Source organism: Flavobacterium pectinovorum (assembly GCF_022802975.1).
In the GTDB taxonomy this organism is placed as follows: domain Bacteria; phylum Bacteroidota; class Bacteroidia; order Flavobacteriales; family Flavobacteriaceae; genus Flavobacterium; species Flavobacterium pectinovorum_B.
Genome location: NZ_JAFEVZ010000016.1, coordinates 1 through 22,277, shown reverse-complemented (window position 1 = coordinate 22,277; position 22,277 = coordinate 1). Strand labels below are relative to the sequence as shown.

18 protein-coding genes are annotated in these 22,277 nt (G+C 36.0%); 9 read left to right on the top strand and 9 right to left on the bottom strand.

Annotated elements, in window-relative coordinates; all coding sequences use genetic code 11:
- Positions 1 to 174 precede the first annotated feature (174 nt).
- The 5 genes from FLV_RS18080 to FLV_RS18060 form a co-directional block, all read right to left on the bottom strand.
- Positions 175 to 726, bottom strand: coding sequence for a DUF1254 domain-containing protein (locus FLV_RS18080; RefSeq protein ID WP_243236093.1), 552 nt, complete (start codon positions 724 to 726; stop codon positions 175 to 177).
- A 197-nt stretch (positions 727 to 923) separates the two neighbouring features.
- Positions 924 to 2,840, bottom strand: a complete 1,917-nt coding sequence (locus FLV_RS18075; RefSeq protein ID WP_243236092.1) for an arylsulfatase — start codon at positions 2,838 to 2,840, stop codon at positions 924 to 926.
- Between the two features lie 51 nt (positions 2,841 to 2,891).
- Positions 2,892 to 4,808, bottom strand: coding sequence for an arylsulfatase (locus FLV_RS18070; protein WP_243236091.1), 1,917 nt, complete (start codon positions 4,806 to 4,808; stop codon positions 2,892 to 2,894).
- Between the two features lie 26 nt (positions 4,809 to 4,834).
- A complete protein-coding gene (locus FLV_RS18065) occupies positions 4,835 to 6,304 on the bottom strand; it encodes a RagB/SusD family nutrient uptake outer membrane protein (RefSeq protein WP_243236089.1) in 1,470 nt (489 codons plus the stop codon).
- A 17-nt stretch (positions 6,305 to 6,321) separates the two neighbouring features.
- Positions 6,322 to 9,474 (bottom strand): SusC/RagA family TonB-linked outer membrane protein, encoded by a 3,153-nt coding sequence (locus tag FLV_RS18060; RefSeq protein ID WP_243236088.1) that lies wholly within the window; start codon positions 9,472 to 9,474, stop codon positions 6,322 to 6,324.
- Positions 9,475 to 10,391: 917 nt separating this feature from the next.
- Here FLV_RS18060 and glp point away from each other — a divergent pair.
- The 9 genes from glp (at position 10,392) to moaA (ending at position 17,899) form a co-directional block, all read left to right on the top strand.
- Positions 10,392 to 11,564, top strand: coding sequence for a gephyrin-like molybdotransferase Glp (glp, locus tag FLV_RS18055; RefSeq protein WP_243236087.1), 1,173 nt, complete (start codon positions 10,392 to 10,394; stop codon positions 11,562 to 11,564).
- A gap of 94 nt (positions 11,565 to 11,658) precedes the next feature.
- On the top strand, positions 11,659 to 12,405 hold the full coding sequence (locus tag FLV_RS18050) for a sulfite exporter TauE/SafE family protein (RefSeq protein ID WP_243236086.1): 747 nt from the start codon (positions 11,659 to 11,661) through the stop codon (positions 12,403 to 12,405).
- 216 nt (positions 12,406 to 12,621) lie between these two features.
- Positions 12,622 to 13,194 (top strand): molybdenum cofactor guanylyltransferase, encoded by a 573-nt coding sequence (locus FLV_RS18045; RefSeq protein WP_243236084.1) that lies wholly within the window; start codon positions 12,622 to 12,624, stop codon positions 13,192 to 13,194.
- Positions 13,195 to 13,200: 6 nt separating this feature from the next.
- The gene (gene cobA, locus FLV_RS18040; protein WP_243236081.1) at positions 13,201 to 13,989 is read left to right on the top strand and encodes a uroporphyrinogen-III C-methyltransferase; all 789 of its coding nucleotides are present in this window, start codon (positions 13,201 to 13,203) and stop codon (positions 13,987 to 13,989) included.
- Between the two features lie 2 nt (positions 13,990 to 13,991).
- A complete protein-coding gene (locus FLV_RS18035; RefSeq protein ID WP_243236079.1) occupies positions 13,992 to 14,228 on the top strand; it encodes a MoaD/ThiS family protein in 237 nt (78 codons plus the stop codon).
- 10 nt (positions 14,229 to 14,238) lie between these two features.
- On the top strand, positions 14,239 to 15,315 hold the full coding sequence (gene moeB, locus FLV_RS18030) for a HesA/MoeB/ThiF family protein (protein ID WP_243236077.1): 1,077 nt from the start codon (positions 14,239 to 14,241) through the stop codon (positions 15,313 to 15,315).
- A 242-nt stretch (positions 15,316 to 15,557) separates the two neighbouring features.
- A complete protein-coding gene (locus FLV_RS18025) occupies positions 15,558 to 15,989 on the top strand; it encodes a molybdenum cofactor biosynthesis protein MoaE (RefSeq protein ID WP_053470278.1) in 432 nt (143 codons plus the stop codon).
- A 1-nt stretch (position 15,990) separates the two neighbouring features.
- Positions 15,991 to 16,905: a bifunctional molybdenum cofactor biosynthesis protein MoaC/MoaB gene (gene moaCB, locus FLV_RS18020; protein ID WP_243236076.1), complete on the top strand. Its 915-nt coding sequence runs from the start codon at positions 15,991 to 15,993 to the stop codon at positions 16,903 to 16,905.
- Entirely contained in the window at positions 16,892 to 17,899 is a 1,008-nt protein-coding gene (moaA, locus tag FLV_RS18015; RefSeq protein ID WP_243236073.1) for a GTP 3',8-cyclase MoaA, read from the top strand. The genes moaCB and moaA overlap by 14 nt, the downstream gene beginning before the upstream one ends.
- A 124-nt stretch (positions 17,900 to 18,023) precedes the next feature.
- Here moaA and FLV_RS18010 read toward each other — a convergent pair whose 3' ends face one another.
- From FLV_RS18010 to FLV_RS17995, 4 genes are all read right to left on the bottom strand, one after another.
- The gene (locus FLV_RS18010; protein WP_262916474.1) at positions 18,024 to 18,941 is read right to left on the bottom strand and encodes an NAD(P)H-binding protein; all 918 of its coding nucleotides are present in this window, start codon (positions 18,939 to 18,941) and stop codon (positions 18,024 to 18,026) included.
- A gap of 28 nt (positions 18,942 to 18,969) precedes the next feature.
- Complete coding sequence (locus tag FLV_RS18005) at positions 18,970 to 19,893, bottom strand: NADP-dependent oxidoreductase (RefSeq protein WP_243236068.1); 924 nt, start codon at positions 19,891 to 19,893, stop codon at positions 18,970 to 18,972.
- Positions 19,893 to 20,966, bottom strand: coding sequence for an alkene reductase (locus tag FLV_RS18000; RefSeq protein WP_243236058.1), 1,074 nt, complete (start codon positions 20,964 to 20,966; stop codon positions 19,893 to 19,895). The genes FLV_RS18005 and FLV_RS18000 overlap by 1 nt, the downstream gene beginning before the upstream one ends.
- 120 nt (positions 20,967 to 21,086) lie before the next feature.
- Positions 21,087 to 22,070 carry a helix-turn-helix domain-containing protein gene (locus FLV_RS17995; protein ID WP_243236056.1) on the bottom strand — a complete coding sequence of 328 codons (984 nt, stop codon included), beginning with the start codon at positions 22,068 to 22,070 and terminating at the stop codon, positions 21,087 to 21,089.
- Positions 22,071 to 22,277 lie beyond the last annotated feature (207 nt).

The window sequence follows — 22,277 nt, the reverse complement described above, 5'->3', positions numbered from 1 at the left end:
AATTTTTAACACATAGAGTCATAGTTCTGTAAACGAAAAAAGGCGTTTCACTTATTTTAAAACACAAAGCTATGTGTTGAGAAATGTGTTTCTCTTTTATATCCTTTTTGAAAAGTAAAAACCTATGTATCTATGTGTTTAAATTTGATTTTTCAGTTATACAAAAAAAATAAATTATTTTGCTAATTTTTCTACTGTAACACCATGCTGCAATTCGGATAGCTCTTTTACCGGATACGCTTTAGAAACTAAATAGCGAAACAGAATTAAGCCTTTTGATGTTGGGCTGTAAATGATTTTTTCTTTCGGAATATTTTTTAATGCTTCAGAAGTACTTCCTTCGGGAGCCAGATAATATTCGAATTTTGCTTTTACCTTCTCTTCATTCTCAACAAAATAATTGGTGGTGTTTTCCTGATAGGCTGATATTGACCAATAAGTGGAGTCTGGCACAATACCTGATATTTTCAGGACATTTTCTTTTAAATCATAATTGATAGTAGAATACAAAAAATCAGGATTCGGTAACGGAATCACTCTGCTGTTTTCTGCATTGGGCTGATCTCCAAAGCGGGGAGTGTTAATATAATCTGCACTTTTTGAAGCAAATTTGTTTTGTACATAATAAGGGGTTGCCCAAATAGTTAAGTAGTAAAAAGTTACTGCAATTACTACAAGGGCCAGGGCAAAAATGCCTTTTTTGATAAGTGGTTTTGCTGCTGCCATAATTTACTTTTTTAGAATCAGAGCTATTAAGTAAGTCGAAAGTTTAAAAGTCGTAAAGTCAAAAGGGTTGATATCAATTAAAAAGAATCAAAATCAACACATCGTACATTTTCTAATTTTAAAATACGATACTATAATTGTGTTTATTACTTAAAGTTTTCTTTTGTAAAATATTTAATAGCTCTGAAAGATTTTTATTAATTTTTCTTGTGTACTCGTTGTCTCAAAACATCGATCCAGTCAATAAAAGGATAGACGTTGTTTAACTTCGCCTGATTGTCAAATTCAGCCTGAAGTTCTTTTAACTTTTCCGGATTCTTTTTAGCCAGATCCACTCTTTCGTTAAAGTCCGTATTCAAATTGTATAATTCCCAAACATCATTATCATACGTACTTGGTCCTGTATATTTTGCTAAAGCTCCATTATCGATAATATCAATAAAATCAGGGTGATGTGCCGCTGCGGCTTTCCATCCGTCTTTGTAAATTGCTCTGTTTCCAAAAATGTAGTAGTACTGAACATTATGTTTCGAAGGCGCTTTTGCATCAGCATAAGAATAAGCCAATGAAGTTCCCTGAATCGGATCCTGGGCAATTCCTTTGATGGTTTCCGGTGCTTTGATTCCGATAGTTTCTAAAGTGGTTGGTAAAATATCATTTACATGGCCATATTGATTACGGATTCCCGGAGTTTTGATTCCGTTTGGATAATACACAATCAGCGGATTGCGTGTTCCGCCTTCAGAATGTGCGTCCTGTTTTAAGTTTTTGAAAGGTGTATTTGACGCCAATGCCCATCCGTAAGGGTAGTTTCCTTCAATAGCATCCGGAGTTCCCAGAATATCAATTTTAGAGAGGTTGTCTTTCAGGTCATCTGCTTTTGAACCTGCGAAAAGTTTTGATGTCAGGTGATGATCGATAGTTCCAAAAGCAGTTCCTTCTTTACTGGCTCCATTATCTCCTAAAACAATATAGAAAACCGTATTGTCCAACTGATTAATCGATTTAAGATGCTCAACAATTCGGCCCACTTCATAATCTGTATATTCCAGATATCCGGCATAAATTTCCATGAATTTAGCGTATAGCTTTTTCTCATCAGGAGACAAAGTATTCCATGCTTTTACATACGAATCACGTGTTGGCAATTTGGCATCAGCAGGAATCAGTCCCAGTTTTTTCTGATTGGCGATTACTTTGTCACGGTAAACATCCCAGCCTTCATCAAATTTGCCTTTGTATTTGTCGCTCCATTCTTTGGTTACCTGATGAGGTGAATGTGTGGCTCCCGGTGCATAATATAAAAAGAACGGTTTGTTTGGTGCCGCATTTTTCTGACGTTCGATATAGTTAATGGCTTTATCAGTAATCAGTTCGCTTAAATGTTTTCCTTTTAAGTCGGCTGTAAATTCGTTTTTAGATTTGTCTTTTCCTGAACTGTTCAGTTTTGTATTTCCGTTTAACCAGGTTTGATCCTCAACCAAATCCGGATTGTACTGATCGGTTTCAGAACCTAAGAATCCGTAAAAATGATCAAAACCTTTTCCGGTCGGCCATCTGTCAAACGGACCGGCATCTGTAGCGTCTTCATCGGGAGTTACTCCATATTTTCCAACGGCAAAAGTGTTGTATCCGTTCTCGCGTAAAATCTCTGCAATTGTTCCGGCAGAAGATGGAATTCTTCCGTCCCAGCCCGGAAAACCTGCAGAGGTAAACGTATGCGAAAACCCGCCAACGTGAACCGCATGCGCATTACGGCCTGTAAGCAATGCCGCACGGGTAGGGGCGCAAATAGCCGTTGTGTGGAAGTTGGTGTAGCGTAAACCACCATTGGCCAGTTTTTCGAAAGTTGGTGTATTGATTAAACCTCCAAAAGCACTTGTAGCACCAAATCCAACATCATCCAATAATATCCAGACCACGTTCGGAGCACCTTCAGGAGCTTTTACAGGTTCCGGCCAGTATTCTTTTGAGTCGGCTAATGTTTTGCCTATAATTCCTTTATAATTAGGATCAGGTTTTGATTGCCCGATGCTAAACTGAGCAACGAGCAGCGCAGTAATCAAAAGCGACTTTGATGAATTTTTAAGATTGTTATATTGGAAATTTTTCATTGTTTAGGTATTGAAATTCAGGTCTTCTGGTAAAGACCTGAATTAGGGTTATTAATTATTGCTTCCTGGTTTGGTTGCTTCTTTAATTAAGTCCTGAAGGCTTTTACCTTTATCAGCACCGGTATTGTGTATTTTTCTTCCTAATACATCCTGCCAGTCAATCAACGGATACACATTGTTTTCTTTGGCTTGCTCATCAAACAGTTTTTTAAGCTCTTCTAATTTTTCAGGATGCTTTTTAGCCAGATTATTACGCTCGTTAAAATCTTCGTTTAAGTTGTATAACTCCCAAACATCAGTATCAAAATTGCTTGGGGCAGGAGCCTGATTTTTGCCTGCCGCCTTTAATAATGTAAAAGGATCCGGATGTGCTGCCGCCGCTTTCCATCCATCTTTGTAAATCGCTCTGTTTCCAAAAATGTAGTAGTATTGTACTTTGTGTAATGATTCTGCTTTGGCATTATTTAAAGAAGTGTACAAAGAAGATCCCTGAATGATGTCCTGTTTGATTCCTTTGATATATTCCGGAGCTTTTATTCCGGCAATGTCAAGGGTTGTCGGAAGAATATCATTCACATGGCTGTATTGATTTCTGATTCCGCCTTTATCTTTAATTCCGTTTGGATAATGAATAATCAAAGGATTACGTGTTCCTCCTTCAGATTGTGCATCCTGTTTCCAGTTTTTAAAAGGGGCATTGGTAGCCTGAGCCCATCCTAAAGGGTAATTGGTGTTAAGCCCCTGAGGTGTTCCAATTTCGCCGATGTTGGCTAAATTATCCTGAAGATTTTTTTCGTCAGAAGCTCCCTGAGCAAAAAGACCTTGGCTGATAGTTCCTTGTGTTGTCCCTTCTTTACTCGCTCCGTTATCTCCAATGGCAACAAAAATTACAGTGTTATCAAATTGATTGGTTTCTTTAAGATAATTTACAACTCTTCCAATTTCAGCATCCGTGTACGTCAGGAATCCAGCATATACTTCCATGAATCGGGCATATACTTTCTTTTGGTCCGGAGATAATTTTTTCCATTCTCCAATCAGCGGATTACGTTCCGGCAATACAGCGTTTGCAGGAATTACACCTAATTTCTTTTGGTTTGCCAATACTTTTTCACGATACACATCCCAGCCTTCATCAAACTTTCCTTTGTATTTATCACTCCATTCTGTAGTAACCTGATGCGGTGCGTGTGCAGCTCCCGGAGCATAGTATAAAAAGAACGGTTTTCCCGGTGCTGCTTTTTGCTGTTTTTGAATGTAACTGATGGCTTTATCGGTAATTAATTCGTTTAGATGGCGTCCGTCTCCTTTGATATGGGTCTGGTCTTCCACTAAATCAGGGTTGTACTGATCGGTTTGTGATCCTAAGAATCCGTAAAAATGATCGAAACCTTTTCCGGTTGGCCATCTGTCAAATGGTCCTGCATCGGTAGCATCTTCATCGGGAGTAACACCGTATTTACCTACCGCAAAAGTGTTGTAGCCATTCTCTCTTAAAATTTCAGCAATTGTTCCTTTATCAGATGGAATTCTTCCGTCCCAGCCCGGAAAACCTGCCGATAAAATAGTGTGAGAGAAACCACTAACGTGAACTCTTCCGGAGTTTCTTCCGGTCAGTAAAGCGGCACGGGTAGGAGCGCAGATTGCTGTTGTGTGAAAGTTGGTATAACGTAATCCGTTATTTGCTAAAGTGTCAAAAGTAGGCGTTTCAATTAGTCCGCCAAAAGCACTCGAAGCACCAAATCCTACATCATCCAGTAAAATCCAAATAACATTGGGAGCACCTTTTGGAGCTTTTACCGGTTCCGGCCAGTATTCTTTTGAATCGGCTAATGTTTTACCGATAGTTCCTTTAAAATCTGCATTTGGCTGATTTTGTGCAAAGCCCAATTGAGCGAGTAGCAATGCAGTAATCAAAAGTCCTTTTTGCGGGCTTTTGACTGTAAAGTTATTTTTGAAATTTTTCATGATTATAATTTTTTTATGGTTGGTTGTTAATATCCGTCATTTTGTGGCAAACCGTCCGGATTTTGGTCCCTTTCGCTTTGCGGAATCGGGTATAGGTTGTTTCTTTCTGAAACAGCTGATTTTCCCGGTACTTTTTTAACCTCAGAAACCAATCTTCCCCAGCGAACCAAATCAAACCAGCGCTGTCCTTCCTGTGGGAACTCTTTTGTACGTTCTGTAAAAATGGCTTCCTTAAATTGTGCTTTTGTCAATAAAGCTAAATCAACAGTTGCATCCGGAGTGTCAATTGGTTTTCCAAAAGCTCTTCTTCTTACTTTGTTGATGGCTTCATAAGCTTCTGCTGTTGGAGTACTTTCCTGTTCGTTTATCGCTTCCGCTAATGTTATCAAAATATCAGCATAACGAATGATAGGAAAATTAATCGCTACGTTTGATCCGTTCGCCAGATTGGTAACGTCGAGGTATTTTCTGAAAATTGGTTTTGGAAAAGTGTACAATAAACCAGTTGCCGGATTCGGTAATTGTTTAGCATACGTAGCATCTCTGCGGGTATCTCCGGTTGTATAAATATCATAAAACAAACTCACATCCGAGATGATATCTGCAGGTTCTACAGTTGTAAATCCGGCAAAAGAAGTTCTCATAAAAGTACTTCCGCTGCTTCCGTTTCCAGCCAGATTCGGTTCAAACTGTACAGAAAAAATATGCTCTTTACCGTTTTTGGTGGCTTTATTAAAAATATCCGAAAAATTGGTAAAAAGTCCGTATCCATATCCGCCGTTAATGACTTCTTTGGCTTTCAAAATAGCATTGGGCCAGTCTTTTCTGGTTAGATATACTTTTGCTAAAATCGCCTTTGCAGCTCCTGATGTGGCACGACCAACATTGGTACCTGTATAAGTTGTTGGTAATGCTTCGGCATCTGTCAAATCTTTAATGATCTGCGTATAGATTTCATCTACAGTAGATCTGTTGACTTTTAAAGCATTAATGTCTAATGAGGTTGGTTCGTGTAAAACCAACGGAACACCTCCCCATAAACGAACTGCATGAAAGTAAAGCAAGCCTCTTATAAATTTAGATTCGTTTATTAATCTGGTTTTTAGAGCTTCAGTTCCCTGTACTTTCGGAATGTTATCAATGGCAACATTGGCTCTGTTGATACCGCTGTAAATTTGGCGCCAGGCTACCTGAATTCGGTCTGTATTGGCATCATAAGACAAAGCACTAATGGCACGTACATTTTGATTAATGGCAGAAACACCTGCAGCTGCATAATCGGTTCCCATATCGGTTAAGAAATATAGATTTCTTCCAAAAAGACTTTGGTCAGTATCAATATTTAAAGAGGCATATACAGATGTAACACTGGCAATGGCATCATCATCGGTGTTGTAAAAATTTTCTTTGGTAACAAATGATGTTGGTGTAACATCAAGATCGGTGCACGATGCTAGTAAAATTGCACTTATAGAGAGGAATATAAATTTTTTCATTTTGACTGTTTTTTGAATTAAAAAGTGACATTAACACCACTTATAAAGGTTCTTGAAGTTGGATAGGCTCCGTAATCGATACCCGGTAATAAATTGCTCTGACCATAAGAACTAATTTCAGGATCATAGCCTCTGTATTTTGTCCAGGTGATTAAATTTTGTGCCGATACATAAAATTTGATGCTTTGGGTTCTGATTTTCGAAGCGATATTTTTAGGTAAAGTATATCCCAACGTAACCGTTTTTAATCGGATGAAAGAGCCATCTTCGATGTAACGATCAGATACTACAGTTGCAGGAGAATTTGCTGCTCTTGGAATTACTTCGCTTGGATTTGCAGGTGTCCAGTGTTCTGTTAAAGCACCCGCGGCATTGTTTACTAAATTTGGAATTTCTAGTTGCTGATTGATGGCGTTGTAAATTTTGTTTCCAAAAGATCCCTGAAAAAATAAATTCAGATCGAAATTTCTATAGACAAAAGTGTTGTTTAAACTTGCTACAAATTTTGGCTGTGCGCTGCCTAAATTTACTTTGTCGTAATCAGATGTAATTTTTCCGTCAGGCACACCATTTGGTCCACTAATATCTTTATATCTTCGGTCTCCTGGTTTTGTATTTGCAATTGCATTTAGTGTTGGCTGTGTATTGATTTCTTCCTGATTTTGGAAAACCCCGTTAGTTCTGTATCCCCAGAAAGTTCCTAATGGCTGACCTACTTTTACAATTACAGGCTGCTGTAAATTCAATACACCACTTGGTGCTGTAGGGAAAAATTTTTGTAAACCATTTCCAATTTCTAATACTTTATTTTTATTAAGGGAGTAATTAAAATTGGTATTCCAGCTAAAACTATCTGTTTTAATATTTTCGGTAATCAGACCAATTTCAAATCCTTTGTTTTCAACTGCCCCAATATTCTGTAAAACAGTTGTTTGGCCAGAAGTCAACGGAATAGGTACATTTACCAATAAATCGCTTGTTTTTTTGTAGTAAGCATCAAGTACAAGACTGATTTTTTTGTCTAAGAAATCAAAGTCAAGACCCACATTGTATTGTGTTGTTTTTTCCCATTTCAAATTTTCGTTTGATAAGCGGGTAGGAGCAAAACCGGTTTGAATAGTTCCGCCAAAAGCATAATTTACAGATCCTAAAGCAGCTAAAGAAAGGTAATCTCCAATTTCCTGATTTCCTGTTGTACCTGCACTCAGTCTCAATTTGATATTATTTATCCCTTTTAGGTCTTTAGCAAAATTTTCTTCGGTAATATTCCATGAGAATCCAGCCGAAGGAAAGAATCCCCATTTTGATTCAGAACCAAATCTTGAAGATCCGTCTGCACGAGCTGAAGCAGAGAAATTATAACGCCCTAATAAAGAATAGTTAACTCTTCCTAACCAGGATTGTAAAACACTTTCGTAAGCATCACTGGTTGGTTTTATAGGTATTCCGTCTTGTAAAGCATTATATTCATTCAAATCATTTACAAAATTTGTAGCACCAGATGTAGCTACTTCTCCTTCAGAATATTGAATAGTATATCCAGCCAAAGCTGATAATTGATGTTTGTCTCCTCCAAATGAAGTGTTGTAGTTTAAGGTGTTTTCATTCAAAACAGAACCTACTAATTTATTTCCAACAGATGCATACCCTTTGGTTTCAACTCCATTTGTTGTATTTGATGGTGCATAATAGTTTTGTTTCGTACTAATCACATCTGCATTCACAGTAGATTTAAGAGCAAGGTTTTTTGCAATTTTATATTCGCCCCACAAACTGCTAAGAGTTCTGTTGATTTTAGTTTCATTAGTAATGTTTTCTAAATCGTTAATTGGATTTGTAATGTAACCATTGATAGGAGTGGCGTACGGATTGGTTTTAACATTAAATGAACCGTCAGCATTTCTGATAGGTACTACCGGTGCTATTAAAAGTGCACTGGCTAATGTATTTGGAGCGGTTAAGGCCACACTTCCACTGTTGGCACTCATTCCGTTGTATAAAGAATTGGTAAGGGTAGAGGTTACACCAAATCGAAATAAATCAGAAACATCTTTTTCATAGTTTATTCTTAATGACAGCCTTCTGAAATCAGATCCGATGATGATACCTTCTTGTTTGAAATAGTTGGTTGATACCGAATATCTTGAAGTTTCATCTCCGCCTGAAAAACTCAACTGATGATTCTGGATTGGAGCCGCTTTTCTAAAAGCAGCATCCTGCCAGTCATAATTACCGGTTGTTTTAAAATCTTCAATTTGCTGGGCTGTAAAAGAAGGTGTTTGTCCAAGACCAATCTGAATGTCATTACGTAAAGTTGCCCATTCACTTGCATTTAAAATATCTATTTTTTTTGTAACGTCCTGAAATCCAATATAACCTTGATAGGTAACATTATTTTGTCCTTTTTTACCTTTTTTGGTACTAATTAAAATAACTCCGTTTGCACCTCGTGAACCGTAAATTGCAGTTGCCGAAGCATCTTTTAAAACTTCAATGGACTCAATGTCAGAAGGATTTAGAGTAGCCAAAACATTTACACCTGCTCCTGAAAATGATATTCCGGTAGAACCATTATTGTTGTCATTGTAAACCAAAATTCCATCGATAACATACAAAGGTTCGTTACCGCCTGTAATCGAGTTTCCTCCACGAATCCTAATGCTGGATGAAGCTCCGGGCTGTCCTGAACTCTGGGTAACCACAACTCCGGCAACAGCTCCGCGAAGCAAATTATCTGCCGATGAGGTTACCTGACTTAAACTTGTTTTTGGTATAGAAGAAACTGATCCGGTTATGTTTTTTTTGCTCTGAGTTCCATATCCTACAACCACCAGTTCTTTAAGTTGCTGAATATCTTCTTCCAATTCAATGGTTATTGGGCTTCCGTCTGCTACAACTTGTAATCTTTTGTATCCTATGATGCTAACAATTAAGGTGTAAGGAAATTTTTGCCCCGTTTCAAAAAAGAATTTACCGTCAATGTCGGTGGTTACGCCGTGGGTAGTTCCTTTGATCTGAACGTTAACTCCGGGTAAAGGAAGCTGTGATTGTTTGTCTACTACGGTCCCGTTTAGAGTCGAATTTATTATAAATTGTGTGTTTTGTGACTGAATTTGCAGGGATATCAATAAAATTGTTCCCCATAAAATGAGATTTATATTTTTTTTCATTTCTTTGTATTGGTTTAAGTAATTAACAAGGAACCTCGAAAGTTGATTTTTCAACTCTCTTATGTTTCCTTTATTTAGCGATAAATTTTCTTTAAGCCTCGCCATTTCTGTTGCCGCAGAAATGGCTTTTTTGTTTATTTACAGCAAGTGTTGTGCATCTTTTTCATTTTGGTTGTTTTTTTAGTTGTTAATTGGAATTTTATTTATTTAATAGGGTATAGTTACAATGCTCTTTTGATACAAATAAATTGTGTCAAATAGGTTTTGCAGTGAACAATAAGGTTTTAGTTTTATTAGTATTGTTCATTTTTATTAAAGTTGAAATTAAAAATAAACAAAGAATTGCTGTGAGAATTAGCAACAGAAGCACATACAACAGCAAGAGGTGTTATAAGTATTGTTTTTAGAAAGAATGTAATACGATATGCTTTCGGTTGTTTTCAAAATTTAGTTTTTTTTGATTTTAAATATAATTTTAAACTCTACTAATCCTATAGACAAAGTTAATTTTAATATAATAAAAACCAAAAAAAAGAGGTTTTTTTTTATCTGGAGATAAATATATATAATTTTAAAGTGCTGTTTTGTGTTGTAATTATTTGATTTTGAGTGTTTTATTTTTATTTTTTAATTATGGATAAATGTTAATTTTTTAATTTTGGAATTATTAAATGTAGTATTTTTTACTTGCTTTTATTATTTTTAATTTTTCTTTTTGTTGATATAATATCTCCAAAATATTTATTTGAACAAAAAAAAGGAAATTTAAACTAAAAACTTGATTCAATTAAACCATGATTTTAAATAAATTAGAGTAATTTTATTGATAGAAAAATAAATTATTCTTTTTTAACCTTACTAGTAAAAAATACTTATATTTGTAATAAGTATTTGTACTTAGTTTTTATGTTTTATAAATGATACAAGTAAATGAAGCTTTAGCGATCGTCGCTGAAAACAGTTCGAAGATGCCATTGCAAAAAATAGCAGTGAGAAAAGCTTTGGGATATGTTTTGGCAGAAACAGTTTATTCGCCAATTGCTATGCCGCCTTTCAGACAATCAGCAATGGATGGTTATGCTTTCATTCACAGCAGAAAACATCAATATGATGTGGTAAGCATTTCTCAGGCAGGAGATCATTCTAATATAAAACTAAAAGAAAATGAAGCAGTAAGGATTTTTACCGGTGCTTTTATTCCTGATCAGGCGAATACAGTTGTAATGCAGGAGCATGTAATGGCTAATGAAAACTCGATTTTGATTTCTAAAATGCCCGAGCAGTTTGCAAACGTTCGTGCAAAAGGAGAACAGATTAATAAAGGGGAAGTAGTTTTTGAACCTAATACGTTAATCACGCCCGCTGCAATTGGTTTTCTGGCTTGTTTGGGAATTACAGAAATTACAGTTTATAAAAAACCGAAAGTGGCCATTTTAGTAACCGGAAACGAATTGGTAAAACCCGGAAAAAAATTACCAAAGGGTAAAATTTATGAAAGCAATTCAGTGATGCTGGAGGCTGCGCTTGAAACGATTGGTGTAAATAAAACAAAAGTTTTTAAGGTAAAAGATAATCTTAAAGAAACGAAGAAGGCATTAAAAAGTATTCTGGAAAAATATGATGTGGTTCTAATTTCGGGTGGAATTTCAGTTGGGGATTATGATTTTGTAAAAGAAGCATTGCTTAAAAACGGTGTAGAAGAACTTTTTTATAAAATCAATCAAAAACCGGGGAAACCAATGTTTTTTGGCTCTAAAAATGAAACTTTAGTTTTTGCTTTACCGGGAAATCCGGCTTCGTCACTGACTAATTTTTATGTGTATGTGTATCCGGCAATTAGAAACCGAATGGGATTTTCGGATATTCATTTACCAAAATTAGTCCGAAAATTAAATGCAGGCATTTCTAATAGTTCCGGAAAAACATTGTTCTTAAAAGCCTTGTATAGTGAAACTCATGTAACGGTTTTAGACGGTCAGAGTTCAGCAATGCTCAACACTTTCGCAACAGCAAATTGTTTGCTAATTGTACCGAATGATGTTGAAAACCTTAAAAAAGAGCAGTTGGTAACATTATTGCCGATTGATTAGTAGAATAAAGAATTTCAGTTTTAAGATGCAGTGTGTAAAAATAAACATATAGCGTAACCTGAAACAAAGAAAACCTGAAACCTGAAACAAAATTATGCAGTTACTTACTTCCGAAAATATAATCTTATTCAGCTTCGCATTAATCGTGATTGCGTTTTTGTACTCAAGTGTAGGACACGGCGGAGCATCAGGTTATTTGGCTTTAATGACGATTTTTGCTTTCCCGGTAGCGATTATGAAACCTTCGGCTTTGTTACTGAATTTATTTGTTTCGAGTATTTCGTTTTTGTTTTATTACAGAATGAATTATTTTAAACCTAAGTTGTTTTATCCGTTTGCGATAGCTTCTGTTCCGGCTGCTTTTATTGGCGGATTTATTACACTTGACAATACAATTTATAAAGTTATTTTAGGAATTGTTCTGGTGTTTGCGGCTTTGAGATTGTTCGGAATATTCAACTTTAAGGAAAAAGAAGCTGTTAAGATTCAATTACCTTTTGCGTTGGCAATCGGATTTGTAATTGGTTTGTTGTCAGGGATGCTGGGTATTGGCGGTGGCATTATCTTAAGTCCGATTTTATTGTTTTTGGGATGGGCTTCAGTTAAAGAATCAGCAGCGATTTCGAGTCTGTTCATATTTGTCAATTCATTTGCCGGAATGTTAGGATTTCTTTTGGGAGGAAAAGTTATTCCGATGGAGAGCTTTTACCTGGTTCCGATTGCGGTGATTGGCGGAATGTTAGGCGGATTTTACGGGAGCGGTTATTTTTCGAACAAAACCTTAAAAATAGTGTTAGGAACTGTGATTTTGATGGCAAGTATAAAATTGATTTTCCCTTAAAGAGAACAATTAAACACATAGAAACATAGGTTTCTATTTTTATAAAAAGATTTAAAAAGATAACACATTATCTAACACATAGCTATGTGAATTAATGCAAAGTGAAACGCCTTTGCAGACAAAGTAAACTATGTTTCTATGTGTTGGAATAAAATGATTGGCGAAAACCTGAAACCTGAAACTTTAAACCTGAAACCTGAAACAAATTAATGAATCATGGAAACACTAACAGCATTTATTCTTTGCGGAGGAAAAAGTTCCCGAATGAAGTCTGAGAAAGGATTGGTTCTGTTTCAGGGAAAACCATTTATTGAACATATAATTCAGGCTGTTTTGCCTATTACAGGAAACATTGAGTTCATAACGAATACAAAAGAATACGATTATCTGCCGTATCAAAAAAGGGCTGATATTGTAAAAGATAAAGGGCCTTTGGGCGGAATTTATACCGCATTAACGAATTCTGAAACTGAGTTTAACCTGATCCTGAGTTGTGACATTCCGTTGATTTCTTCAGAATTGTTAGCTGAATTAATTGCAAAACACAATCAGGAAGCCCAGATTACCGTATTTGCAACAGAAAGCAGGATTCATCCTTTAATCGGAATTTATTCAAAAAAAATAGTTTCGCTTATAAGAGAAGTGATTGACAACAATGAACTGAAAATGATGGATTTTCTATCGAAAGTGCCTCATCAGATTATAAAAATAGAAGAAAGTGAAAACTTTCCTTTAACCAATATTAATTCGGTTGACGAATTAAACGACCTGAATATCAATTTAAGTTAATAGATTATGCAAAACTTAAGAACACCAAAGTTAACAGTAGTAGGCGCAGGCCCGGGAGATGTTGAATTGATTACGCTGAAAGCAATTAAAGCGTTAGAAAATGCCGATGTAGTTTTGTATGATGCTTTGGTTAACGAAGAATTATTGCAATATGCGACTAAGGCAGAGATTGTTTTTGTGGGGAAACGCTTAGGATGCCATGCTTACACACAGGATCAAATTAACGAGTTGATCGTCTCAATGGCAAATCGTTACGGACATGTGGTTCGTTTGAAAGGTGGAGATCCGTTTATTTTTGGACGCGGAAGCGAAGAAATCGAATATTCAGAAAAATTTGGTTTGGAAACGGCTGTTGTTCCCGGAATTTCATCAGCTTTAGGTGTTCCTGCTTCAGTAGGAATAAGCCTTACACAACGAAAAGTAGCAGAGAGTTTCTGGGTAATTACAGGTACCACTTCTAGTCATGAATTGTCTAAAGATGTACATTTGGCTTCAAAATCAGCTGCAACTGTGGTTATTTTGATGGGAATGCACAAGTTAGATGAAATCATTTCGATTTACAAGGAAAACAGAACTGACGATTTGCCAATTGCCATTATCCAAAACGGAACTAAAAATTCAGAACAAAAAGTAGTGGGTAACATTAGTTCAATTACTAAATTAGTTGCCGAAAAAAATATTTCATCACCGGCAATTATTGTAATTGGAGAAGTGGTAAAAAATACTTCAAAACTAACCTCTTATTTTCAGGAACATTTTGAAGACGAATTTATATTTCAGAATTTAAATCTATAATAATGATTGAAGTTAAATATTTTGGAGCTGTTGCCGAAAAAACACAATGCTCTTTTGAAAATGTGGTTTCTTCGAATATTTCCCTGCAGGATTTATTGCAGGATTTAGAAGAAAAATACCAATTCGAATCGCTGTCATTTAGTGTTGCCGTCAATCAGAAAATAGTTTCAAAAACAACAGATTACGCTTTGAAAACAAGTGATATTGTTGCTTTATTGCCTCCTTTTGCCGGAGGATAATTTACAATTTATGAATGCATCTTCCCGTTATAACCGACAAATAATGCTTCCCGAAATTGGAGAAACAGGCCAGTACAAATTATTAAAATCCAAAGTTTTAATTATTGGTGCAGGAGGTCTGGGTGCTGCGATATTGCCTTATCTGGCAGCTGCCGGAGTTGGTGAAATCGGAATTGTGGATGATGATGTTGTGGAACTTTCAAATTTGCAGCGTCAGGTAATTTATAAAAATTCATCTGTCGGAAAATACAAGGTTGAAGAAGCCAAATCCATGGTAACAGCATTAAATTCCGACGTTAAAGTAAATGCTGTTGCTGAAAAACTTTCAGGTAAAAATGCCATTGCTTTATTTGAAAATTATGATATTATTGTGGACGCAACAGACAATCTTCAGATAAAATACCTGATAAATGATGCTTGCCTGATTACGAATAAACCAATGGTGTACGGATCAATTTTCAGATTTCAGGGACAGGTTTCGGTTTTCAATTATCAAAACGGTCCAACGTACAGATGTTTGTATCCGGATGAAAACAGTTCGTCTGTGAATTGTACGGATGCGGGAGTTATCGGAATTTCGGTTGGAATTATTGGAATGCTGCAGGCCAATGAAGTCATAAAAATGATTCTGGAAACAGGAGAAGTTTTGAGCGGAAAAATATTGGTTTATAATGTTTTGAATAATGAACAGCAGAAATATGATTTTGAAAAAAATGATTCTTTTGTAATGGACAGAAATATTTTTAAAGGAAAATATTCTCAGAAAGAAAATCGTGTCGAAGAGATTTCAGCTGAAGCAGTTTTGAATCAAATTGATAATGAAGAAGTCTTGTTTTTAGATGTTCGTAATGAAGATGAACTTCCAAAAATAACATTCAGGAACAGTATTCAGATTCCGTTAATGAATTTGGAAGGTGAAATTGAAAAACTAGATTCAAATCAAACAATTTATGTTTTCTGTCAATCCGGAATGAGAAGTAAAATAGCTGTTGAATTGCTTCAGAAAATGGATTTTAAAAATCTAAAAAGTGTTGAAGGCGGTGCTTTGGCATTGAAAGAATTATTAACTAAAGAAATAAAAATATAGTCAAAGATTAAAAGACACAATTGTATGTAAAGTTTGTCATTCTGAGGAACGAAGAATCTTCGCAAGTAACTCAGTATAGAATGTCGCCAATCTTTGTAGAGTTTCTTACGGGGATTTCTCCTCCGTCGAAATCACAATATTGCGATTATTCTTTTTATAGAATTAAGTAATGAAAATTTGTATAATTTGTGGCAAAAAATCCTTTTAATCTGTGAAATCAGTGGCAATAAAAAATAAAAAAAATGAGTAAAAATGTATTTGTAGAAGGACCAATTTCTCCCGAATTTATTGCGGAGTCGATTGCTAAACATCAATCCAAACATACAATTGGGGCACACAATATTTTTCTGGGTCAGGTTCGTGCCGATGTGATTCACGATAATACTGTTGTTGCCATAGATTATTCAGCCTACACTGATATGGCTAACGAAGCCCTGCATACGATTCGTGAAAAAGCATTTGCTAAATTCGACTTAACCTGTATGCACATTTATCACAGTTTAGGTGTGGTAAAAGCAGGAGAAATCTGTCTGTTCGTTTTTGTTTCATCAACAAGACGCAAACAGGTTTATGAAGCCACAGAAGCCATCGTAAACTGGATTAAAACTGATGTGCCGATTTTTGGCAAGGAAATGTTTGAAAACGATACTTTCACATGGAAACAAAACACCTAAAATGGTAGATATTACGCATAAAATAAGTACATTAAGAGTCGCAACAGCCACAGCAATTGTCAAAGTAAGCAAGCAGGAAACAATTGATGCAGTAGTCAATAATCTGGTGCCGAAAGGAAATGTATTGGAAATGGCGAAAACGGCCGGATTGTTTGCCGTAAAAAACACGCATTTGTCGATTCCGGATTGCCATCCGCTGCCAATTGAATTTACATCGGTAGAATATAACATTGAAGGTTTAGATATTCAGATTATCTTTAAAGTAAAAACCGTTTACAAAACAGGTGTAGAGGTTGAAGCGATGCATGGAGCTTCAATTGTAGCATTGACGATGTACGATATGCTGAAGCCAATTGATAAAGAAATCGAAATCTCAACTATAAAATTAATCAACAAAGAAGGCGGTAAATCGTCTTTCAAAAATAAATTTCCGTACACAATAAAAGCAGCGGTTTTTGTTTGTTCCGACTCTATTTTTGCAGGTGATAAAGAAGACCGATCCGGAAAAATAATTGTAGAAAAGTTAGATTCTTACGGAGTTGAAACGTCTCATTACGAAGTTATTCCGGATGAGTTAGAAATTATTCAGGAAAAAACGAAGGCTTTCGCCAAAGAGAATCAGCTGGTTATTTTTACCGGAGGAACCGGATTATCACCAAGAGATGTAACACCTGAAGCTTTATCACCATTATTGGAAAGCAGAATTCCGGGAATCGAAGAAGCCATTCGTGATTACGGGCAGCAACGTATGCCATATGCGATGTTGTCCAGAACAGTTGCAGGAACATTAGGAAAAAGTCTGGTTTTGGCCTTGCCGGGATCAACAAATGGAGCAAGAGAATCTATGGATGCTGTTTTTCCGCATGTGATGCACGTTTTTCATATTTTAAAAGGAAAAAATCATGATACCCTCTAAAACCATTTTAACGGATGATTTTGGGCGAAAACACAATTATTTGCGTATTTCGTTGCTGGAGAAATGCAATTTGCGTTGTACGTATTGCATGCCTGCTGACGGAATTGCGCTGTCTCCAAAAGCAAGCTTAATGACTTCCGAAGAGATTTTTGCAATTGCCCAGACTTTCGTAGAAAATGGTGTGGATAAAATCAGACTGACGGGGGGAGAACCTTTGTTGAGAAAGGATTTTGCTGAGATTGTTTCGAAATTATCAACTTTAGAAGTTTCACTTTCAATCACGACCAACGGTATTTTAATCGACCGTCATATTGATGTTTTAAAACAGGCCGAAATCAAAAAAATCAACCTGAGTTTAGATACGCTGATTGCATCAAAATTTCATTCGATAACACTTCGAAATCAGTTTGAGAAAGTGATTGATAACTTGCATTTATTGCTGAATCATGATTTTCAGGTAAAAGTAAATGTGGTTTTGATGAAAGGTTTTAATGATAATGAAATTATTGATTTCGTCAATTTAACTGAGTCACTGCCAATTGCTGTCCGTTTTATAGAGTTTATGCCTTTCGCCGGAAATGAGTGGGACAGGAGCAAAATGGTTTCGCAAAAGGAAATTTTATCACAAGTAGAGGAAAATTTTTCTCTGGATGAAATTCAGAAACTGGAAGACGAGAAAAACTTCACGGCCAGAACCTACAAAATCAAAGGTTTTCAGGGCGATTTCGGAATCATAAGCTCAATTACAAATCCGTTTTGTGATGGCTGCAACAGAATCCGCCTGACGGCAAACGGAAAAATCAAAAATTGCCTTTTCTCTAATTCCGAAACCGATTTACTGACTGCTTTTAGAAATGGCGAATCGATTACTAATTTAATTTCAGAGTCCATTAAAAATAAAAAGAAAGTAAGGGCCGGAATGGTTACGATTTCTGAAATGGATGACCCAACGTTACATTTTGACAATCGGAGTATGATTGCGATTGGAGGATGATATAATTTAAATACAAAAACCTCAAAATTAAATATTATGAGGTTTTTTGTAATTGGAGAAATATATGATTGATATAGTTTTGAGGTTAATCATACTTCATCCTGCCGACAATAGACAATTTCCCTTAAATTAGTCCGCGATCACGGCAATATTGTGCTATACTTTCTTCAACAGTTGGCAATTCACCGAAAAAATTTTTTTGCCTTTGTGGATTTGTGCTGATGTACACACCCGTATCAATCCACCTGATCATTTCACACATATCATAAATGTTATCATTAAACTTTGCAACAATGGGCAAAATAAATTTTAATACGACTGAAGGAATAACCGGCTTAGTCTGAATGTTCTTTTTTAGAACACTGGCGAACGCAGTTTTAAGTATGTCCTCGTTCACGGGTTTCTCCCAGCCTATATCTATAGAAGTATTTAGCGCTGTATCGGCTAAAGCTATTGCAGCCATGGCAGTATATTTGGCTAATTGTGGTGTATAGATAATTCCGTAAGTTCCTGTTAGAAATGTTGGCAGTATTCCTTTCTTAATTTTATCTATTATAAAATCTGGTGACTGATCTAAGAACGCACCGGGTCTAAGAGCGATAAAAGGCTGTTTTTTTTCTGCCAGGTATTTCTCGATGAGGTATTTATTATAAAAGTGAGGTACTGATTTAGCTTTGTCAGATTCGAGAATGGAAATCAATACAAAACGTGGAATACCGGCTTCTTTCGTAGCATCAACCAAATTTCGATAACCTATCGTATCTGTTACAGCATTATCTCCCTTTTTTCTACGTGTATATCCGGCTGCACTTGCTACTATGGCATCAAAACCATGTTTAGAAGAAAGGGCATGTTTTAGAGAAGGTATGTCCATCATATCTCCAATCACAAAATTTTTGACACCCATTTTGATTAGTGCATTTCTATCGCTGCTTGCCCTGACCATAGCAGTAACTTCAGCGCCCTGCTCAAGCAATTCTTTTACAATCTGACTTCCCAGCATTCCTGTTGCACCAGCAACGATTACTTTTTTAATATGCATTTTTTTATATTTTAAATTACCTATGTTTTTATTCTACAGCGAAAACGATCTTACCATTTACTCCGCCAGCCGTTAAGAAATCCTGAGCTATAGCTGCTGCTTCAAGCTTAAATATTTTGGAAACAACTGTTTGGAATTTTCCAGCTTCTATTAATTCAAGTCCGTTTTGTAGTGTTTTAGACGATATGTCGGAAGCTACAAAATAGGCTTTCACTTTGTGTTTTTCTGCCAATTCCTGTGATGGAGGCTTGGCGATACTCAATAGTTTGCCATCAGCTTTTAAAACCGGAAAAAGTTTTTCCTGAGATTGGCCACCAGCGGTATCTGCGACCAAATCAACCTCTTTAACAGTATTAGTTACATCCTGCAATTTATAATCAATCACTTCATCGGCTCCAAGACTTTTTGCTAAAGCCACGCCATCGCCAGAAGCTGTTGCAATTACGTATGCTCCGGCAGCTTTTGCCATTTGAATCATAGCGCCACCAACTGCTCCGGCCCCGCCTTGGATTAAAACTTTTTGCCCTTTCTCTAATTTTCCTTCTGTGAAAAGTACTGATTGAGAAGTTCCTATAGTGACAGCTATTGATGCTGCCTCCTGGAAAGTCAAATTTTTTGGTTTCAGTAAAACATAATTTTCGTTAGCAGTCACATATTGCGCATAAGCATTTTTCTTTGTAAGAGCAATAACCTCGTCACCAACTTTAAATTTAGATACATCCGTACCAATGGCAACAATTATTCCCGAAGCTTCTCCTCCAGGTATAAAAGGAATTTCTACAGGACGCATTTCTTTCATAATTCCCATTCGTATTTTTACATCTATTGGATTCACACCTGCAGCTTTAACCTGAATTAAAATATCCTTTTTACTTTGAATCGATGGTATAGGAATATCAACCAGTTCAATCACAGCTGAACTTCCATAGTCTTTGTATTGAATTGCTTTCATTATTTTGAAGTATAAAATGGATAATCTGTGTAACCTATTTCGCCTGGAGTATATAATGTACCGAAGTCTACATCATTAAGTGGAGCATTTTTTTCAATACGCTTTACAAAATCAGGATTAGCAAGGAATCCGCGTCCAAAAGCAACAAGGTCTGCAGAGTTATCCAACAACTTTTCTTCTGCTGTTTCAGGAGTCAGTCCATTACAGATTATAATCGTATTACTAAATACTGCACGGATTGCCTTATATGTTTTTTCAGGAATATCGGGATTGGTTGAAAGATGGATGTAGCCAATCCCTAATTTATTCAATTCACTGCTTAGATAGATATAGGTTTGATGCACTTCTTCTGTATCGTAAGCGCCTTGATCACTTAGTTGAGAAAACGGAGAAAAACGAATTCCAACTTTATGAGGGCCAATAGCCGCTGCAATTGCTTCAGTAATCTCTAAAGTGAGTCGACTTCTGTTTATAAGGCTGCCTCCGTACAAATCGGTTCTGTTATTCACATTTGGGTTTAAGAATTGTTCCAGTAAATACCCGTTAGCACCATGAAGTTCTACGCCATCAAAACCAGCAAGAATTGCATTTTTGGAAGCTTTTACAAAATCGTCAATAACATCAGTTATACCATCTAAACTAAGCGCTACCGGAACAGAGTGTTCCTGCATACCAAGAGAATCAGTAAAGATTTCACCAGCAGCCTTGATAGCTGAAGGACCTACGGGCTGAATTCCGTCAGGTAGATTTGCAACATTCGATATACGTCCAGTGTGCATCAGTTGCAGAAAAATTTTTGACCCATTTTGATGTACAGCATCGGTGACTTTTTTCCACCCCGCAATCTGTTCTTCAGAATAAATTCCGGGAATACGCGGATAGCCTAATCCTTCAGGACTTGGCGAGGTGCCTTCGGTAACAATCAAACCAACACCTGAACGTTGTGCATAATACTTTACCATCAACTCATTTGGAAGGTTGCCAATAGCTCTGCTTCGTGTCATCGGTGCCATTACCAGATGATTTTTTAATTTTAAGGAACCTTTCTCAAAAGGCGTAAGTAACTTTTTCATTTTGTCATAATTTAATTATATGAACAAATTTAGAAGTTAATATTCGGGTAAAATAACCGAAAAAGACACAATAATAGTCCTATCCGACAGTATTAATTGAAAAAAAGAGTTTAAATTAGGTCATGCTGTGTAAGAGAACTTCTTAGGCGTAATGCCGTACTGCTTTTCAAATAACCTGCTGAAGTGGCTAAGATTTGAAAAGCCCAATTCGTAGCCAACTTCAGAAACAGAATGTTTAGCCTGTTTCAATAAAAAAGCGGCTTCTTCCATTCTTGCCTTTTGATAATAGTTATAAATTGTATCTCCAAATGTCTGCTTAAAAAGCTGCTTGAGCTTTGTTTCGCTCATGGAAGCAATAACAGCTAATTCATTCAAAACCGGCGGTTTACTGAGATCATTCAATATTTCGCTGCGTACAGTCAGAAGTTTTTCTGCATCATTACTGTTTATACTTTTAAAAGTTGTATTCTCCCTAAGTGACAACTTACTAAAAAGCAAGTACATTAATTCCTGAACCTTAATTTGGACATAGAAATTATTCATAGAGTTATTCATATCAACAGAAACAATATTTTTTAGAAGCAGTTGCATTTCAGTATCTAAATTTTCGAAGAAAATAAATGAAGCATTTTCCGCTGTGATCGTTTTTATTGTACTATTAGGATTTTCAATAGACAGAATTGCACGCAGCCTATCAGCGGCAATTGCAACTACGACATATTGGATATTAGTATCTGCAGGAAAACGGACTTCAGTCCTTAAGTCATTTGTAGATAAGAGTATCGAAGCATCATTTTTTTGTGAAGAAGGTATATTTTCCTCGTTCTTATATTTAACTTCTAGATCTTGTTTGTTGCTGTAAAAGAAAAAAGTGCGTACACTGCTAGTATCGGGGGAAGGATTGCGCTTAATAATTAAATCTTCCTTCAATGTATAACGATGTATAGTTAATTTAAAATCATTTCCAAATCCAACTTTACGTACATAACCTTCTCCCATTTCATTTGGAATTTCCATGAAATTATCTCTTACAGTTGCATTAATATGTTTTGCAAAAAATGTAATGAAGTCAAAACCAGCGGCTGTTGTAAATTCAAAAATCATATAGATAAATCATTGGAAACACTAAAATTAAGGCAAATAATTATATTCTGACCCTATTTAATTCAAGTTGCTAGTTAATGGATTTATTTAATTGTAGCCCAAATACAAATAAAGTTAGCTTTATTAGAAAACCTTGAATTGTAACTGCGTGTATTGTTCTTGGAAACATTTTCTTGATGTCACTTATTGTTGTTTCTACTCTTTTTC

Excerpts from the sequence above, each read along its gene's own strand:
- FLV_RS18075 (WP_243236092.1), bottom strand. The coding sequence starts at position 2,840 with ATGAAAAATTTCCAATATAACAATCTTAAAAATTCATCAAAGTCGCTT.
- FLV_RS18060 (WP_243236088.1), bottom strand. The coding sequence starts at position 9,474 with ATGAAAAAAAATATAAATCTCATTTTATGGGGAACAATTTTATTGATA.
- FLV_RS18050 (WP_243236086.1), top strand. The coding sequence starts at position 11,659 with ATGCAGTTACTTACTTCCGAAAATATAATCTTATTCAGCTTCGCATTA.
- FLV_RS18045 (WP_243236084.1), top strand. The coding sequence starts at position 12,622 with ATGGAAACACTAACAGCATTTATTCTTTGCGGAGGAAAAAGTTCCCGA.
- FLV_RS18005 (WP_243236068.1), bottom strand. The coding sequence starts at position 19,893 with ATGAAAGCAATTCAATACAAAGACTATGGAAGTTCAGCTGTGATTGAA.
- cobA (WP_243236081.1), top strand. The coding sequence starts at position 13,201 with ATGCAAAACTTAAGAACACCAAAGTTAACAGTAGTAGGCGCAGGCCCG.
- FLV_RS18025 (WP_053470278.1), top strand. The coding sequence starts at position 15,558 with ATGAGTAAAAATGTATTTGTAGAAGGACCAATTTCTCCCGAATTTATT.
- FLV_RS18000 (WP_243236058.1), bottom strand. The coding sequence starts at position 20,966 with ATGAAAAAGTTACTTACGCCTTTTGAGAAAGGTTCCTTAAAATTAAAA.
- moaCB (WP_243236076.1), top strand. The coding sequence starts at position 15,991 with ATGGTAGATATTACGCATAAAATAAGTACATTAAGAGTCGCAACAGCC.
- FLV_RS18035 (WP_243236079.1), top strand. The coding sequence starts at position 13,992 with ATGATTGAAGTTAAATATTTTGGAGCTGTTGCCGAAAAAACACAATGC.
- FLV_RS18010 (WP_262916474.1), bottom strand. The coding sequence starts at position 18,941 with ATGCATATTAAAAAAGTAATCGTTGCTGGTGCAACAGGAATGCTGGGA.
- glp (WP_243236087.1), top strand. The coding sequence starts at position 10,392 with ATGATACAAGTAAATGAAGCTTTAGCGATCGTCGCTGAAAACAGTTCG.
- FLV_RS18080 (WP_243236093.1), bottom strand. The coding sequence starts at position 726 with ATGGCAGCAGCAAAACCACTTATCAAAAAAGGCATTTTTGCCCTGGCC.
- FLV_RS18065 (WP_243236089.1), bottom strand. The coding sequence starts at position 6,304 with ATGAAAAAATTTATATTCCTCTCTATAAGTGCAATTTTACTAGCATCG.
- moaA (WP_243236073.1), top strand. The coding sequence starts at position 16,892 with ATGATACCCTCTAAAACCATTTTAACGGATGATTTTGGGCGAAAACAC.
- moeB (WP_243236077.1), top strand. The coding sequence starts at position 14,239 with ATGAATGCATCTTCCCGTTATAACCGACAAATAATGCTTCCCGAAATT.
- FLV_RS18070 (WP_243236091.1), bottom strand. The coding sequence starts at position 4,808 with ATGAAAAATTTCAAAAATAACTTTACAGTCAAAAGCCCGCAAAAAGGA.
- FLV_RS17995 (WP_243236056.1), bottom strand. The coding sequence starts at position 22,070 with ATGATTTTTGAATTTACAACAGCCGCTGGTTTTGACTTCATTACATTT.